The sequence below is a fragment of the Mesorhizobium amorphae genome (assembly GCF_014843845.1).
In the GTDB taxonomy this organism is placed as follows: Bacteria; Pseudomonadota; Alphaproteobacteria; order Rhizobiales; family Rhizobiaceae; genus Mesorhizobium; species Mesorhizobium amorphae_A.
Genome location: NZ_JHQS01000015.1, coordinates 337876 through 353279, shown reverse-complemented (window position 1 = coordinate 353279; position 15404 = coordinate 337876). Strand labels below are relative to the sequence as shown.

Genomic DNA, 15404 nt, shown 5'->3' with positions numbered 1-15404 from the left:
GACCTGCTGCCTTGGGCCTACATCACGGCGCCCGAGCTCAAGGCCGTGGCCTAAGAACACCGCTTACAGCGCGCGTTTCGGCTGGCCGCTCTCTCTACCAACCCGGCGAAGCGCCTCGCGCGTCCTGGCGCCCGTCTGTGGCCGCGTGCCACCGCAACCAAGCCTGCTCGACCGCCTGCCTATATTACCGGCCGGCATGGGCTGCCAGTTGGCCGGCGGCAAGCGCATGCGAGTCTCGGCATATTTTAGCAACTGCTTGCATTCAATCCAAAGCGGGATCATGCTTAGAGGAGCGGACGGAGGAGGCCACCAGGGTAAACGGTGGTTTGAAGGGGTTAGGTTATGGAAGCTGTTTGTTACGTCCCCAGCGCATTCTGTGTGTTGTCGTTCATGATCAGCGTCACGATGGCGTTCCTTGTCATGACACCGTTCGCAGCTACGCGCTTGCTGGTGTTGAGGATGCGCCAACACGCCGTCGGGAACCTTCAGCCGGCCTAATTCCCTCTTGAGAGGGAGTGGATCTCCGATGCGACCGGTTCTTACGGTGCTCGCCTTGGTGGCCTGCTTTTTCCTATGGGACGGGCTGTTCAACCAAGGAATATACACGGCGGCAGTGGAACATCGCTACCGAGATGCAGTTGCCGCTCTGCCGACTGGTTACAAGCGTTGACCCCTCCCGGCTACCACACTCCGCCAACGACGCGACAATGGGGGGTGACTGTCGTTCCTGTCACGGCGATTGTATGGTCAAACCGATTGTTCGGCGAGCGAACCAGCGGGGCATGGAACGTCAGGCCGTTGAGCACTCCAGGAGCTATTTTGCTCGGCGAGATATCTTTGCCAAGAGCGGCAATCTCCGCCGCGTCCAGTTGCCTGGTAAGCCAGACGGCTACTTCGGCCAGATCGCCGACGTAGCTGGGCCAGAAACTGTCATTATTATCGCCAAGATACAGAGGAGCGGTGCTGACGATAGGCCATGCCGCAGATGAATTGCCAGTCGCTTCCTGTACGCCATCAACAAAGAGGGCATTGGCGCCGCCATTGTTCCCGTTCCAGTTGAACACGATACTGTGCCAATTCCCGTCATTAACAGAGGTTGAACTCAAGAGTTGGATTCTGGGAGCACTAATGTCATACCCCTGCACCAACACTTTATTGAGTGTGTTATTCAATACGAAACCGAACCCGGTACGCGAGGCGCTGCTCCATATAGATATGGGAACGGCATTTGCCGTCGTCTGGGTTGTTTTCATCTTGAAGGCGAAGCTGCCTGTGGTGAAACCATTCCATCCGGCCTGATAACTGATCCTGTCGGTTCCGCCGGCGAAGTTAATGGCCATGACCATTCGCCTCCTTTGTTGGCTGATAGAGTTCAGGCCAGATTTCTTTCAGCGTGTAGCGCCACTGCGAACTGTCGAAAGCCGGCCGTTCGTGCGCCTCGCCGCGCGACCTCGCTTCGAGTGCGGCATCGAACGAGTCGATGAGATCGACCAAGTCGCTGATGACGCGCTCTTGGATTTCCATAACGGTCACCAGCCGCAACGTATGGTCGGCGATCGCCTCGGGCGTCATTCGCCGATGTGATTGCCGCAAAAGTTCGAGCGCGCGTGTGCCGTCCGCGAAATTGAGTGCCATTTTCTACTGCTCCTTGACCGCAATCGGGTTTTGCGATGACGTCGCCTGGCATCGAGCACGACTTTGCGGTCGCGCCGAAGCGCGTTCAAAAGTTGTCATGTTGTGGGGTATCCTTTTAGGAGAAGACGGACTGGATCACGCCGCCATGCCAGGCCGGCAGTTATTTATCAGACACGTCTCCAGCCGATGAAATGGTCGCGTCAACGGCGAAGTCTCCATCAGTGAAGGCGCGCTTGAAGATGACCTTGCCGGCTCGCTCAAAAATGGCGATCGAATACGGTTCGCAAACAGAACTGGCGATGTCTCGCACGCCAGCCGTTACGTCGATAACCGCACCGTCTATAACGTCGTCAATGTTGATAGTTTCGACCTCAGAGGAGTCGAAACCGCCAGCCTCAAAACAGAGCCACCAAGAAATCTTCAAGCTGCCTCTGAGTGCCATCCCCAGCAACGATCCTAAGCCGCTGCGGCAGACCGGCAGCGGACCTCGTCACAAGCGTGTCAGTCTGCCCGTCATAGTAATAGAACTGCGGGTTGCTCGTCGCGCCTGAAGGACATCAAGGTCGCCTAGCTTTTTCTTGGGGTAGAGCCATGGTCGCTAGCCTGACCTGATCTGACGCACCACACGATGATGGTGCGTCAGTCCTCTTCCTTCATATCATCCGCCTCGTCCTTCAATTTCGGCCAGTCCGCGCCGTGCTTTCGAAGCAGTGCGCGCGCCTGTTTGGGCGTCACGTCTGTCACCTCCGTCAGGTGCTCAACTTCAAGTTCTGCACCCTTCTTTACCCGGCTCGTATCGGTCGATTTCTTTGCGGCCATTGCTGCGCTCCTCGCCCATCGATCAGAGGCAACGGGCACTGATCATTGCGGGTTCCCGTCCGCCGGAACTATCTGCCCGCCGCGTGGGTTACTCTTCTGGAAGAGGAGGACAAATCATGCTTCGTTTCCTAATCAGCCTTGGCGCACTTTACGCGGCATTCCAGATTGGCCGCGAGTTCGGCCGAGCCGAGGCCGAAGTCATGCTGCGTCCTCCAGTCGACTATGAGAAGCGACCCCAGCCGCGGGGCTATGACGACCTTGAGGAGCCGACCTAGCGTTGTCATTGGCGGGCTTCAGATCCGGCCTGAGCGAATAGAATTCTTTCCAACTGATACGACGTACCTGCACGGTGCCGTCGCCAAGCGCGATGGAGCGGGCTGTTGTCATTGGCGTCTTTGGGAGAGGGCGCACTTGGCGCGGGTTCCGGCGAGGCCGGTCTTCATCAGCGCCACTGCGGCGCCGGTCGTTTCGCATTATCTAGCGTCGTTCGCGCCAGTAAACACTAATATAGAATTCTGAGACGATTTTTCCAGTCGGCGATCGCTCTCGGGGCTATAAAAGGCGGTTGGTTCGTGAGCGTCAAGGATTCAGATGGGCGCCTTTTTGTGACCTCAGCACCTTGTGTGTCGCATGGGCGACAAACGGGGAGGCCGTAAACAGTCGCAAGAACATCAGGGTTGAGGGTGATTTTGGGCGTTAGCATATTCGGCTTGCATCCTTTCCGCGATTTCGTGGAGTTCGCGTAAGGTGTCATCTTTATGCGCAGACCACGTCGCAGCGTGGAGACACCTAAACTCTGCGAGATTGAAGACAAGGGAAAGGTCGGCTTCGCTCCTGCGGCCTGGCTGCACAGTTATGATGCCGTTGGTGAGACTCCCGTCGCCGCACGTCCACGCTTTCCCGACGCGGAATGGAGAGTCCTTGTTGATGCCGATGTAGATTTCGGCAACCAATCGACATTGAGTTTTTGAGCGCATTGCTTCCAGCCCTCGTTTATTGATTCGCGAGCATCATGCGCTGAGCGGCCCGAACTTTTCGTGCCGCCCCCCGAAGGTCGGGCCAAGTCAGCAAATTTTAGCGACGTCTACCAGACCACCCGCGCGAACTTGCGCAGGAGCGGAAAACCGGAAGGGGTTCCAGCCCCTTCCAGGGTGTTCCACCCTGCCGGGGGTATTAGGGGGGTGGAAGAACAGGGGGTGGAACGGGGTGGTAGGGGGGTGGAACTCGAGGTGGAACATTAGTTTTCCACCTCGGGGTCTGGCCCGAAGTCCTCCGCGGACACAATGAGACGCTGCCTCTGTTTTGATGGCGGACCTTCCCAAACGACCTTGACAATGCCCTCAGCCAACAGCCGCTGCATGGCCGCTTCGAATTGCTTCTTGGTGGCGCCTTCTGCATCCGGACGCGCTGCCAAGACGGCAGGCGCATAGTTGACGCCCCGGGTTGACGCCACACGTTGCCCGGTTCGATTGACCGCGGAAAGCAAGCTTCGGAACGCTTCGTCGTGACGTCTGTTCAGTAGGCCACTGATGGCAGTCGGCTTCCCGTCGTCCAATATGAAGACGCCGTCTTGCCATCGCATCCGAACCTGGTTGCCCACCTTCCCGTAATTGATTTTCTTCGTGGTAAGCACACGAGCATCCGGGTCAGTGTCGTCTTTGCCTTCGGGGCGGGTCATATAGAGACGCGACCGCACCGAGTTGTTCCATGCCGTTGAGCCTGACGAACCTGTGCCCGTTTGCATGCCGGCAACGGAGGGATGGGCCAGCAGCATGATCGCGCAATCACTATCCATCGCCACCTTTCGCAGCATAGAGATGAACTGACGGACTTGAGCACGTTTGATTTCATCGCCGCCAAACAGATCGGCCGCGGTATCAAGCACGACGAGGCCTGGCTTTAGATCCTCAACGGTGACGGCGACCCGCTTCCAAAGAGCGGTCGGCTCCATAACCCCTGTGCGGTTGTTCGGAACGCAAAGGAGTGCGTCGCGATCGGCCAGTGAAAGCAGACGGAAACGAAAGAGATATCGAAGGCTGCACCATGGTGGCTCAAAATATCAGCGAGCCGCCGTTGGAACTCGTCGGCGCCATCCTCCGCACCCAGATAGAGCACCGGCCTGGCGAGCGGCGCGAGCCCTAGTGTATCGACCGACAGAGCACTTGCCGCTGCAATTTGAAGGGCAAGCAGCGATTTGCCGACGCCGCCGTCACCGTTCAAAATGGTGACCTGGCGCATCGGAATCATATCCTCGATAAACCACTCGCGCCGGGGCACAGGCTTGCCGTGCCAGTCTGCCGGATTGATCAAAAAGATTTCATGGTTGTCGTTGTCGGCCGCAGGTGGATCCTTCTTGGGTTGCTCCTTTGGCTTCGTCGTTGCGCGCACCTTCAGCGGTTCGTCGTCAATGATTGCATCCATGACCAAGTCTAGCGCCGTGGCGCACGGACTGCCGCCGATTTGGCGCACCACCGGAGTGCCACCGCGCCACAGCGTGACGATCGAGACATCGTTGGTACCGTCAGCCAAGAAGCGCGCAAAGCTGTCTGTCAGAATGCCAAGTCGCTGAATGTCTTCGGGCTCAATCTCAGACCAGTGACCCGAAAATTTTTCGATGGTATCGCGGGCAATATTCTTCCAATCCGGCTCGCCGTTCGCAAATGGCACCAGAACGATGTCGCCGTATAGCATGTCGGCATAGTCGGTCAGGCAGTCCAAGGCGTGTTCGCGTTCGTCTACGCCGATGAAATCAACGAGGGGCTCAGCCTCGTCGCCGAAGCCAGAAGGCAGGGCGAAGGGTGTCATTTCATGGGTGTTAGGATGCGTCATTGGCTGCACGGCCTCCGTGGAAGGCCGCAATTGCTGCAGCCGTAATCGCTTCTGCGAGGTTCGGTGAGAACGTCGCGCACCTCTTCCCGCCGGATGACGGCGAGTAGGAGAGGTGTTTGCCAGTAGGGGATCTTAAGAGCCGCAGCCCGTACATACGGATATCTGCTGTTATCTCTGCGTCGAATTTTGCGACGCACGGAAAGCGCCCATCGCCAGGGTCGCTGGCGGGCACGATAGAAAGGATACGCATTTCGGGTTCCTTTGGAGTGATTGGTAGGCGAATTCCAGAATCGCCGATGTGCACGGAAGCAGAACATTCGCGCGGTCAGTTCGGGACTTTTTCGGGACTCCGGGTTCCGAAACGGGCGATTTGAACGCCATTCGTTCCGAAAACGCAAAAAGGCGCCAGACGGCACCTTTAATAAGAGCTAGGGATATCAAGAGTTTAATGGTCGGAGTGGCCGGATTCGAACCGACGACCCCTTGACCCCCAGTCAAGTGCGCTACCGGGCTGCGCTACACTCCGGACCGGGTCGCGATGTATCGTGATAACCCGGTGCGGGTCAACCGAATTCGGCGGCTATCGTATCGATGAAAACGGCACTGCCGCGGCAGGTGCCGGCACCAGCCGCAGTTCCTTCTGATGCCGGTATTCGAGCGCGATGGCACCCCAGATCAGGCCGAGCAGCAGATAGACGTGGCGCCAGTGGTCGATGTCGATGAAGGTGCCGAGCCCGATATTGCCGATGAAGGCGACATAGGCGCAAAGCAGGTAGGGCTGCCAGGGACGGTCGCGCAGTAGGATGCGGAAGCCGGCGGCGATGGTCCACAAGGTCAGCGCCAGGAACGAGACGAAGCCCAGCCAGCCATAGTCCATCAGCATCTTCAGCCAGATGTCGTGGGTGTCCTCGCCGAAGATTGTGCCGAAGACCAGCGGGCCGATGCCGAACGGATGCTCGAGCGCCATCTGGAAACCGATCGTGTAGCGGGCGAATCGGCCGAGGCGGGCGGTGTCGTAGCTCTGTTCCAGCTGGGCGCGGCTGGAAAACATCTCCGCCACGCCCGGCAATTGCAGGATGATGATCATCGCGATGACCAGCAGCGCGACTGCCGCGATGGTCATGACCACGACCCGCAGCCGGAACTTGCCGCTGGCGCTTTGCAGGAACAGCGAGCCGGTGAGCAGCACCGCCGAGACGGCGAACATGCCCCAGGCGCCGCGCGAAAAGGAGAAGAAGATGCCGGCGGTGATGATCAGCAGCGGCACGGCCAGCAGCGGCATGCGCGCGATCGATCCCGTCAACAGGAGATAGAGCAGGTAGATGCCGGGCAGCACAAGGAACGGGCCGAACACATTCGGATCCTGGAAGGCGCCGGCGGCGCGGTCGTATTTGGTGAAGATCTCCGCCCCGGGGAAGGCGTGAAAATAGCCGGCGATGCCGAGCAGCGAGGTGATCACCGCCGACACGACATAGGCGATGAAGATCAGCCGGTAGAGGCTGGGCTGGACTGCGGTCACCGAGGCGAAGAACACCGCGGTGAAGGCGAGGAACATCGAGACGGCGAGGTAGAGCGGCGTGCTTGCCAGGTCCGACATCTGCGTCATCGCAATCATGCCGCCGATGTTCATCGTCACCAGAAGCACCAGCAGCGGCGTTGCCGCGCGCGAGACGCGCAGGCCGAACAGTGCCCACACCGCGATCAGCCCAACCATGAAGAGATCGTAGGGCGCCGGCTCGTCGATGACGAAACCGGACAGGAAAATGCCGAAGAAGACCGCGCTGGACGTAATCAGCGCGATCAGCTTGGCGTTGACCGCGCCCGGCGGCAGCTCATGGGCGACGGCGCTCAATAGGCGTTTTCCGTGTTGAGCAGGCGCACCGGTGTCAGGAACAGGATCCGCAAGTCGAACAGCAGCGACCAGTTCTCGATGTAATAGAGGTCGTACTCCGTCCGCATGCGGATCTTCTCGTTGGTGTCCATCTCGCCGCGCCAACCGTTGATCTGCGCCCAGCCGGTGACGCCGGGCTTGACCTTGTGGCGGGCGAAATAGCCGTCGACCACCTCATTATAGAGAAGGTTGTGCGACTGGGCGGCAATCGCATGCGGACGCGGCCCGATCAGCGACAGCGAGCCGAGCAGCGAGTTGAAGAACTGCGGCAATTCGTCGATCGATGTCTTGCGGATGAAGCGGCCGACGCGGGTGACGCGCGGATCGTTCTTGGTCACCGTCTGCTTGGCCGTCGGATCCGACCGATCGGTGTACATCGAACGGAACTTGTAGACCTCGATGGTCTCGTTGTTGAAGCCGTGCCGTTTCTGCTTGAACAGCACCGGCCCCTTGCTATCGAGCTTGATGGCGATCGCCGTCACCAGCATCACCGGCGAGAAGACGATGATGCCGATGATCGAGAAGATGATGTCGAAGGCGCGCTTGGCGACCGAATCCCAGTCGTTGATCGGTTTGTCGAAGATGTCGAGCATCGGCACCGAGCCGATGTAGGAATAGGCGCGTGGGCGAAACTGCAGCGCGTTCGAATGCGCTGACAGCCGGATGTCCACCGGCAGCACCCACAGCTTCTTCAACAGCTGCAGCACGCGCGATTCGGCGGTCAGCGGCAGCGACACGATCAGCATGTCGATGCGGGCGATTCGGGCGAACTCGATCAGCTCGGAAATCGTGCCGAGCTTGGGGTAGCCGGCAACGATGGGCGGCGAACGCTTGTCGCCGCGGTCGTCGAAGATGCCGCAGATGCGGATGTCGTTGTAGGGCTGCTTCTCGACCGAGCGGATCAGCACCTCGGCTGCCTTGCCGCCACCGACTATGACGGCGCGGCGTTCCATGCGTCCGTCGCGCGCCCAGCGCCGGATCAGCTTCGACATCACCAGCCTCAGGCCGAACAGCAGCAGGAAGCCGACGACGAACCAGGTGCCGAACAGCAGGCGCGAGTAATCCTCCGACATCTTCATGGCGAAGGCGGTCAGCGCCATCAGCGCGAAGGCGCCGGCCCAGACCAGCAATATGCGGCCGAAATTGGCAATCGGCCGCATCAGTGCCGATATCTGGTAGCTGTCGGAGACGTCGAGCAGCACCACCGCGAGGAACGAGGCCGAGGCGATCGCCAGCGGGTACTGCCAGGGGAGATAGTTGAAGAAGCCGACATAGTGGAAATAGAGGCAGAGGCCCGACAGGAACAGCAGCGCGAATTCGACCATGCGCAGCACGCCACTGACCATGATCGGCGACATCGTATCGCGTCGATACTGCGAGGCGACCTGGCGCGCGACCTCATTCATGCCGCCAGCCGTATCGCTCGCGGCCGGACCGTCGAAATTGCGCACCGCATCCAGGGAAAAGCGGCGCGCGGGATCAATTTCGTTCATGGGATTGTCCGCAGCTTCCCTCAGGTGAATAGCAAAAGAGAGCTAAGAAACCCTTGAAACAACGGGTGGCTTTGAAGCGGTCTACGGTTTGACCTGGTGCAACAGGCTCTACCGCCGCAGCGCGGCGAAATAGGCCTTCTCGATCTCGGCGGCCATGACGTCGGCGCCGAAGCGCGCCTTCAGGTCGGTGGTCGACGGCATCAGGTTTCTGTAGGCGCCGGGGTCGGCCAGCGCCTCGCTCAGCTTGTCACCGAGCTGGTTCGGGTTGGGGCGGATCAGGGCAGGGGAAGTTTCGCCGAAGATTTCAGGTATGCCGCCGACGGCGGTGGCGATCATCGGCTTGCCGGCGGCCAGCGTCTCCAGGACGATGTAGGGCATCGCCTCGGCACGCGAAGGCACGACGATCAGGTCCGCCAGCGCAAAGGCATCCCTGGCCGGCATGGGCGGCAGGAAGCGGACATGGCCGTCGAGCCCAAGACGCTTGACCTGCGCATGGTAGCGCGGCAGGTCGTCGCCGTCGCCGACCATCACGGCGCTCAAGCGACGGCCAAGCGTGGCGCCGGCCAGCGCCAGCGCATCGATGAAGATGTCGGGACCCTTGAGGTCGCGCATCATGCCGATGTAGAGCAGGTCGGCCGCTCCCGGCGCGGTCGGCACCATCTCGAACTCGGCAGCGCGCAGGCCGTTATAGACCAGCGCGTTCGGGATCGGCGGTTCGCCGACCTTCCTGCGGTAGGTCTTCCTCTCATAGTCCGAAACGAACAGCAGGCAGTCGGTGAAGCGGCCCATGAAACGTTCGAGGGCGAAGAACAGCTTCCCGGTGGCCGTCGTTTCGTCATAGTGGAGGGAGCCGCCATGCGGCGAATAAAGGCGGGCTACGCGAGACCTTGAAACCCGCAACAATGAGCCGAACAGACGGGCATAGGCGCCTCCCTTGGCGCCGTGCCCGTGCAGCACGTCCGGCCGCAATTCCTTGATGATCCTGTAGGTGCGCCAGGCCGAGGCGAGATCGCCCGGTCCGACATGGCGCTGCATCGGCGTGCGATGGATGCCGAGCGCCAGGCTGTCCTTCATCTGCCCGAACAGTTGTTCCTCGAATTCGCCGCCGGTGGTCGAATCGCAAACAATACCGACGGAATGACCGGCGGCGAGCTGTGCCTCGGTCAGGTCGCGCACATGCCGGAATATCCCTCCGACGGGTGAGCGAAAGCAATGGACGATCCTGAGTCGGTCCGCCACGTTGATTGTCAGAACAGGCGTTCGCGGACGTAGACGGTGTCGCCGGGCAGCAGCGGGTCCGAGGTGACCACCCGACCGGTCATCACCTTGCCGTTGATGTCGCGGGTGATGTCGACGCTCTCCTGGTTGGCGCGCGGCGTGAAGCCGCCGGCAATGGCGATGGCCTTCTGCACGGTGAGGCCCGGCACATAGGAATATTGGCCCGCGGCGCCCACTTCGCCCATGACGAAGATCGGCCGGTAGCGGTCGATCTCGACCGATACGTCGGGGTCGCGCAGGTAACCTTGCCGCAGTTTGTCGGCGATTTCCTTCTCAAGCTGATGGGCTGTATGGCCGCGCGCCGGTACCGAGCCGACCAGCGGGAAGGAGAGGTAGCCGGACTGGTCGACGCTGTAGGTGTTGGTCAATCCGTCCTGCTCGAACACGGTGACGCGGACGCGGTCGCCGGCGCCAAGTCGGTAGGGCTGGTCGAGCACTTCATGGAAGGCTGCCGGCGTTGGCCGGTAGCTGGAGCAGCCGGCAAGCATCGATACGGCAAGCAGAGCACGAAAGAGGGAAGCAGTGCTTTTCATGACCGGATACGAACCTTCATCGCTCTGGCCGCCAGGTGCTGCGGCAACCTCAGGGAACGGACCCGTTATCATCCTGTTAGGGTTAATGGCCGGTAAAGGGCTGCAACCCAAAGCGGCGGCAAATGGCAAAACCCACACTCATTTATATGGTTTTACAGCCTCTGTTTGCGGCCGCGCAGTAAACCCTAACGGATGCTTACTGCGGTCTTAACGGCTGAGTTACCATAGTTGTTTACGGTGCGGCGGACTCAAGTACCGGAGCAGAAATGCATGTCCGTCCAGTCCGCGGCCGCAGATGTCGATGTCGATCTCAGGCAGCTCTTCGCCAGCCTGGCGAGGCACTGGCTGCGCATCCTTGTCGTAGCCCTTGCCGTCACCGGCTTGGCGTTCGCATTCGCCTCGCTCGCCACGCCGCACTTCAAGGCGCAGACGAAGCTGCTGATCGAAACGCGCGAATCGGTCTTCACCAGGCCTGACGGCACCGCCGACAACGACAAGCCGATTCTGGACGAGGAGGGCGTCGCCAGCCAGGTCGAGGTCATTTCCTCGACCGACATCCTCAAGCAAGTGGCCTCCAAGCTGAACCTGTCGCGGCTGCCCGAGTTCGACGAAGCGGCCAACATGTCGGCGCTCGGCCGGCTGCTCGTCATCGTCGGCCTGAAAAGCGATCCCAACGAGATCCCGCCGGAAGAGCGCGTGCTGAAGAAGATGCGCGAGAAGCTCAACGTCTACAGCGTTGAAAAATCACGCGTTATCGTCATCGAGTTCTCGTCGGAGGATCCCAGGCTGGCCGCCGATATCCCGAACGCCATCGCCGACACCTACATATCCGTCCAGGGCAACGCCAAGCAGGAATCGAACGCTGCCGCGACCGACTGGCTGGCGCCCGAAATCGCCGACCTGTCGAAGCGCGTCAAGGATGCCGAGGCCAAGGTTGCCGACTTCCGTGCCCAGTCCGACCTTTTGATGGGCGGGAACAATTCGGTCCTGCCCACCCAGCAGCTTTCCGAACTGTCGAGTGAACTGTCGAAAGTGCGCGCCAACCGCGCTGCCGCCGAGGCGACCGCCGACGGCGTGCGCAAGGCGCTGCAGAATGGCGGCTCGCTCGATGCCGTGCCGGAAGTACTGTCGTCGGATCTGATCCAGCGTCTGCGCGAGCGGCAGGTCGAGCTCAGGACCAACATCGCCGACCTCTCCACCACCTTGCTCGGCAACCATCCGCGCATCCGGGCGCTGAAGTCGCAGCTTGCGGATATGGACGGGCAGATCCGCAACGAAGCGGAAAAGATCATGAAGGGGCTGATGACGCAGGCGCAGACGGCGCAGGCGCGCGAAAACCAGCTCGTCGCCGACGTCAACACGATGAAGGCGGCATCGGCCCGCGCCGGCGAGCAGCAGGTCGAACTGGACGCGCTGCAGCGCGACGCGAACGCCCAGCGCCAACTGCTTGAATCCTATATGACCCGCTACCGCGAGGCCTCCTCGCGCAACGACCGCAACTACCTGCCCGTCGACGCCCGTGTCTTTTCCCGCGCCGTCGTGCCGTCGGAACCCTACTTCCCGAAGGTCGTGCCGATCGTCGGCGCTGCCTTCGCCGGTTCGCTGCTGCTGATGGCGATCGCCATGCTGCTGGGCGAACTGTTTTCGGGCCGCGCCATGCGCCCGGCCACCGGCGCCCAATTCGGGCGAATCGAACAGGTGTCGATGCCGGTCGCCCGGCAGGAGCCTGTGGTTGCCGAGGCGATTGCGCCTGAGGTGCCTCCGGCCGAACAACCGCAGGCGGAATCGGACGTCGTGACGGCAGCGGATGCGCCGGCGCAAGAGTCCGAACCGGCCCGCTCGACGCTTGGCGAGGTCGACGTCGACAGGGCCGCGGAAAAATTGATCGCATCGGGTGCGGCGCGCGCCATATTCGTGTCGCCGGAAGGCGACGAGGCGGCCGCCTCGGCGGTGCTGGTGGCGCGCGAGGTTTCCGACGCCGGCCTGCGCGTGCTGCTGCTCGATCTCACCGCGTCAGGTGCTGCCTCGCGGCCGATGCTGGACAGCGGGCTTTTCCCGGGGATCACCGACCTGCTCGCCTCGGAAGCGCAGTTCAGCGACGTCATCCACGCCGATCTCTACTCCGACTGCCATGTCATTCCCGTCGGTACCGCCGATCCGGCCCGCGCCATGCGTGCCGCCGATCGGCTGCCGATCATCATGCAGTCGCTGACCACCGCCTACGACCTCGTCGTGGTCGAATGCGGCCCGGCCGACGCGCAAGGCATTGGCAGGCTGGTTGGCGAGGCCACCGAGGTCTTCCTCTCGATGCTCGAGGCCGACGACGAGGTGACACAGGCGGCGGTCAAGCTGATCGAGAACGGCTATCCCGAACTGACGCTGGTGACACCGATCGGCCACGAGACGCCGGGAACGCCACTGCCTGGACGGCGTTCGGCGGCTTGAGTGGCGGAATCAGTCCGCGCAACGGTGCAGGATTTTCGCCGCTACAGAATCTGCCAAGCAGAGATTGGGTGAGGGCAGTTCGTCAGCTGTCGTCGTCGCCGGTGGCGGCAGGCGCCGCCTGGCCCGCTGCCTTGCGGCGGACCATTTTGGTCAGCTTCCAGATGAGCGGGCTGTTCTTGATGAAGGCCTTCGCCCGCGCGCCCTGCCGCATCGCGATCGCCAGCGCGCGGCCGTTCAGCGTCAGCGGCAGAAGAACCTCGAAATGCCGGGTTTCGATATCGCACCACAGCCTTTTGTAGGGCTCGTCGCCGACCGAGAAATCATAGAGGCCGAAGCCGGTCTCGCAGGCTTCCTGAATGTTGTCGAAAAACAGGAAGTCGCCGGGGCTGGTGTGGGCGAGGTTGTCCTCGGCTATCGCCCCGAACTCGCAGATCAGCCGCTTGCCCGACCGGCTCGATCCGGTGACCGCGCGCAGCTTGCCGGCGACCTCGAGACCATGCAGCATAAAGGATGGCTTTTCCTCCGTCAGCGCCTCGCTGAACAGCGCGCGGAAGAAGGCGCAAATCTCCGGCTCGCCGAAAACATTGGCGATGCCCATCTTGCGGAAGCGGAACTCCTTCATTTCGAAGAAGGCGTCGAGCAGCCGGTTCACCTCGTCTGCCGTCTTCGCCTCGATGCGGCGGTGACTGCCGACCGCCTCGAACTTGCGCGTCTGCGAGCGGTGCTTCTTGCGCTTGCGCTTGCCGCTCGCGCGCGCCAGCAGCGCATCGAAGCCACCATCGAGATCGACGGCGAGCGACAGGTTCGGGCTCGGAAAACCGGGCAGCGCCGCGAACGGGTTGGCGATGCCGTCGAGGTCGGGCAGCAGCCGCTCGAGCGCAATGAGGTCGATGTCGGGCCGCGCCTTGGCGATCGCCGTCACCATGCTGCGAATGGCCGAAGCATCGGCCGTTGGCAGCCAGTCAGGCGCGGCGGCGGCGAAATTGCCGTTGGCATGGCGGCCGCCGATAAAGCGGCCGACACGAAATGGTCCACGGCGGGCAACTTCGAGGGCCAGCGAAAGCACCGGCTCGCCTTCGGAACTCAGCGTCGCGACTACAATGTCGGTGTGAACCTCGTTGGCCCAGTTGCGGATCCAGGCGGCGCTTTGCGCCGGCGCAAACAGCGCTGAACCGCAGAATTCCGCGTAGGAGGCAAGTGTCTTGCCGTCGGCCACGGCGACAGACAGGCCGGCCTGATTGTCTGGCAGTGCGCGCGCCGATGCCTTGCTCGCGGCGAGCCGATTGCCGTCAAATGACGCGGTGGCGTCAACCATACCTCAATCCTTAAGGCGTATTCATCCCGATTGGGGGCACGCGTAGGCGCATTCCGTGCTTGGGCGAGCCTAGGCGCAAAAGGTGAAGGAATGATCGACGGGGGCGAGGCAATCCGGAAACTGGCGCTCAACGTCGCCCGCTATACCGGCCTCGCTCCGCTGGCAAAGCCGTTTGTCGGCGGCATCGGCGCCATCCTGATGCTGCACCGGGTCACCGCGACGCCGGAGAAGCCCGACGGCGTCAACCGGCATCTCAACATCGCCCCCGGCTTCCTTGACGCCCTCATCGCCGACATGAAGGCCGACGGCTACGCTTTCGTCTCGCTCGACGAGGCGATCGAGCGCATCAAGGCCGGCGGCAAGAGCGGGCAGTTCGCCACCATTACCGCCGACGATGCCTATCGCGACAACATGACCGAGGCGCTGCCGGTGCTGGAAAAGCACGGTGCGCCGATCACCATCTATGTCGCGCCGGGGCTGATCGACGGCGCCGCCGATCTGTGGTGGGACGTGGTCGAGGATATCGTCAATGCGCGTGATCGGCTGACGCTGGCGACGCCGGATGGCCCGGTGACGATCGACTGTTCGACGCGGGGAAAGAAGCTGCAGGCCAACAACCGCCTGCACACCTGGCTGACGCTGGAGGTCCGCGAGGAGGACCTGCGCGCGGCGCTGCACGAATTCGCGCGCATGAACGGCATCAGGCTGGACGGCCAGCAACCGAGCACGCTGATGAACTGGGACGAGATCCGCACCATGGCCGCTCATCCGCTGGTGACCATCGGCGCCCATACCGTCAACCACGTCAACCTGAAGCGGCTTTCGGAGGCCGATGCGCGCCGCGAGATCGGCGACGTCAGGCGCATCCTGCAGGCGAAGCTGGGCGAGGAGCCGCGCCATCTCGCTTATCCCTATGGCTATGCCAGCGCCGTCGGCTGCCGCGAGGTCGGCTTTGCCCGCGATGCCGGCTATGTCTCGGCGGTAACGACGCGCCATGGCGTGCTGCGTGCCGAGCATTCCGGCTTCCTGCTCGCGCTGCCGCGCATTTCGATCAACGGCCGCTACCAGAGCCTCGCCCATATCCGCACCATGCTGTCGGGCGTGACGACGCCGCTGGCCAATGCCGGCAAGATGGTCGTCACCATCTGAGGCGACAGCACTTCGGA

The 15404-nt window shown here is 61.8% G+C and carries 15 protein-coding genes and 1 tRNA gene; 4 read left to right on the top strand and 12 right to left on the bottom strand.

What is annotated here, in order from left to right; genetic code table 11:
* Positions 1 to 680: 680 nt before the first annotated feature.
* The 4 genes from DH08_RS09495 to DH08_RS09480 all read right to left on the bottom strand — a co-directional run bounded on the left by DH08_RS09495 (position 681) and on the right by DH08_RS09480 (position 2454).
* Complete coding sequence (locus DH08_RS09495) at positions 681 to 1340, bottom strand: LamG-like jellyroll fold domain-containing protein (protein ID WP_192179051.1); 660 nt, start codon at positions 1338 to 1340, stop codon at positions 681 to 683.
* Entirely contained in the window at positions 1330 to 1635 is a 306-nt protein-coding gene (locus DH08_RS09490; protein WP_192179050.1) for a hypothetical protein, read from the bottom strand. The genes DH08_RS09495 and DH08_RS09490 overlap by 11 nt, the downstream gene beginning before the upstream one ends.
* A gap of 160 nt (positions 1636 to 1795) precedes the next feature.
* The gene (locus DH08_RS09485; protein WP_192179049.1) at positions 1796 to 2077 is read right to left on the bottom strand and encodes a hypothetical protein; all 282 of its coding nucleotides are present in this window, start codon (positions 2075 to 2077) and stop codon (positions 1796 to 1798) included.
* A 197-nt stretch (positions 2078 to 2274) separates the two neighbouring features.
* Positions 2275 to 2454 carry a hypothetical protein gene (locus DH08_RS09480; RefSeq protein ID WP_192179048.1) on the bottom strand — a complete coding sequence of 60 codons (180 nt, stop codon included), beginning with the start codon at positions 2452 to 2454 and terminating at the stop codon, positions 2275 to 2277.
* 116 nt (positions 2455 to 2570) lie between these two features.
* Here DH08_RS09480 and DH08_RS09475 point away from each other — a divergent pair, with 116 nt between their 5' ends.
* Together DH08_RS09475 and DH08_RS35790 are read left to right on the top strand one after the other, a co-directional pair.
* A complete protein-coding gene (locus DH08_RS09475; protein ID WP_192179047.1) occupies positions 2571 to 2729 on the top strand; it encodes a hypothetical protein in 159 nt (52 codons plus the stop codon).
* Between the two features lie 483 nt (positions 2730 to 3212).
* Entirely contained in the window at positions 3213 to 3425 is a 213-nt protein-coding gene (locus DH08_RS35790; protein ID WP_210328583.1) for a hypothetical protein, read from the top strand.
* Positions 3426 to 3691: 266 nt separating this feature from the next.
* Here DH08_RS35790 and DH08_RS09470 read toward each other — a convergent pair whose 3' ends face one another.
* The 7 genes from DH08_RS09470 to DH08_RS09440 form a co-directional block, all read right to left on the bottom strand.
* Positions 3692 to 4405: an AAA family ATPase gene (locus tag DH08_RS09470; RefSeq protein ID WP_282595029.1), complete on the bottom strand. Its 714-nt coding sequence runs from the start codon at positions 4403 to 4405 to the stop codon at positions 3692 to 3694.
* The gene (locus DH08_RS36835; RefSeq protein ID WP_192179046.1) at positions 4354 to 5283 is read right to left on the bottom strand and encodes an AAA family ATPase; all 930 of its coding nucleotides are present in this window, start codon (positions 5281 to 5283) and stop codon (positions 4354 to 4356) included. The genes DH08_RS09470 and DH08_RS36835 overlap by 52 nt, the downstream gene beginning before the upstream one ends.
* A gap of 449 nt (positions 5284 to 5732) precedes the next feature.
* Positions 5733 to 5809 (bottom strand) — tRNA-Pro (locus tag DH08_RS09460).
* Between the two features lie 54 nt (positions 5810 to 5863).
* Positions 5864 to 7135, bottom strand: a complete 1272-nt coding sequence (locus DH08_RS09455; RefSeq protein ID WP_192179045.1) for an O-antigen ligase family protein — start codon at positions 7133 to 7135, stop codon at positions 5864 to 5866.
* The gene (locus DH08_RS09450; RefSeq protein ID WP_192179044.1) at positions 7132 to 8667 is read right to left on the bottom strand and encodes an undecaprenyl-phosphate glucose phosphotransferase; all 1536 of its coding nucleotides are present in this window, start codon (positions 8665 to 8667) and stop codon (positions 7132 to 7134) included. The genes DH08_RS09455 and DH08_RS09450 overlap by 4 nt, the downstream gene beginning before the upstream one ends.
* Positions 8668 to 8775: 108 nt before the next feature.
* Entirely contained in the window at positions 8776 to 9906 is a 1131-nt protein-coding gene (locus DH08_RS09445; RefSeq protein WP_192179043.1) for a glycosyltransferase, read from the bottom strand.
* 8 nt (positions 9907 to 9914) lie between these two features.
* The gene (locus DH08_RS09440; protein WP_192179042.1) at positions 9915 to 10478 is read right to left on the bottom strand and encodes a polysaccharide biosynthesis/export family protein; all 564 of its coding nucleotides are present in this window, start codon (positions 10476 to 10478) and stop codon (positions 9915 to 9917) included.
* Between the two features lie 270 nt (positions 10479 to 10748).
* On the opposite strand from DH08_RS09440, the gene DH08_RS09435 reads away from it, so the two are divergent.
* Positions 10749 to 12923, top strand: a complete 2175-nt coding sequence (locus tag DH08_RS09435) for a GumC family protein (protein ID WP_192179041.1) — start codon at positions 10749 to 10751, stop codon at positions 12921 to 12923.
* Between the two features lie 82 nt (positions 12924 to 13005).
* On the opposite strand, the gene DH08_RS09430 is transcribed toward DH08_RS09435, so the two are convergent.
* Entirely contained in the window at positions 13006 to 14238 is a 1233-nt protein-coding gene (locus tag DH08_RS09430) for a GNAT family N-acetyltransferase (RefSeq protein WP_192179040.1), read from the bottom strand.
* 90 nt (positions 14239 to 14328) lie between these two features.
* Between DH08_RS09430 and DH08_RS09425 the strand changes: the two genes are divergently transcribed.
* Positions 14329 to 15387 carry a polysaccharide deacetylase family protein gene (locus tag DH08_RS09425; RefSeq protein ID WP_192179039.1) on the top strand — a complete coding sequence of 353 codons (1059 nt, stop codon included), beginning with the start codon at positions 14329 to 14331 and terminating at the stop codon, positions 15385 to 15387.
* Positions 15388 to 15404: the final 17 nt, after the last annotated feature.

Coding starts and splice junctions, on each gene's coding strand:
- DH08_RS36835 (WP_192179046.1), bottom strand. CDS start 5,283: ATGACGCATCCTAACACCCATGAAATGACACCCTTCGCCCTGCCTTCT.
- DH08_RS09450 (WP_192179044.1), bottom strand. CDS start 8,667: ATGAACGAAATTGATCCCGCGCGCCGCTTTTCCCTGGATGCGGTGCGC.
- DH08_RS09480 (WP_192179048.1), bottom strand. CDS start 2,454: ATGGCCGCAAAGAAATCGACCGATACGAGCCGGGTAAAGAAGGGTGCA.
- DH08_RS09425 (WP_192179039.1), top strand. CDS start 14,329: ATGATCGACGGGGGCGAGGCAATCCGGAAACTGGCGCTCAACGTCGCC.
- DH08_RS09475 (WP_192179047.1), top strand. CDS start 2,571: ATGCTTCGTTTCCTAATCAGCCTTGGCGCACTTTACGCGGCATTCCAG.
- DH08_RS09490 (WP_192179050.1), bottom strand. CDS start 1,635: ATGGCACTCAATTTCGCGGACGGCACACGCGCGCTCGAACTTTTGCGG.
- DH08_RS09435 (WP_192179041.1), top strand. CDS start 10,749: ATGTCCGTCCAGTCCGCGGCCGCAGATGTCGATGTCGATCTCAGGCAG.
- DH08_RS09485 (WP_192179049.1), bottom strand. CDS start 2,077: ATGGCACTCAGAGGCAGCTTGAAGATTTCTTGGTGGCTCTGTTTTGAG.
- DH08_RS09495 (WP_192179051.1), bottom strand. CDS start 1,340: ATGGCCATTAACTTCGCCGGCGGAACCGACAGGATCAGTTATCAGGCC.
- DH08_RS35790 (WP_210328583.1), top strand. CDS start 3,213: ATGCGCAGACCACGTCGCAGCGTGGAGACACCTAAACTCTGCGAGATT.
- DH08_RS09470 (WP_282595029.1), bottom strand. CDS start 4,405: ATGGAGCCGACCGCTCTTTGGAAGCGGGTCGCCGTCACCGTTGAGGAT.
- DH08_RS09430 (WP_192179040.1), bottom strand. CDS start 14,238: ATGGTTGACGCCACCGCGTCATTTGACGGCAATCGGCTCGCCGCGAGC.
- DH08_RS09440 (WP_192179042.1), bottom strand. CDS start 10,478: ATGAAAAGCACTGCTTCCCTCTTTCGTGCTCTGCTTGCCGTATCGATG.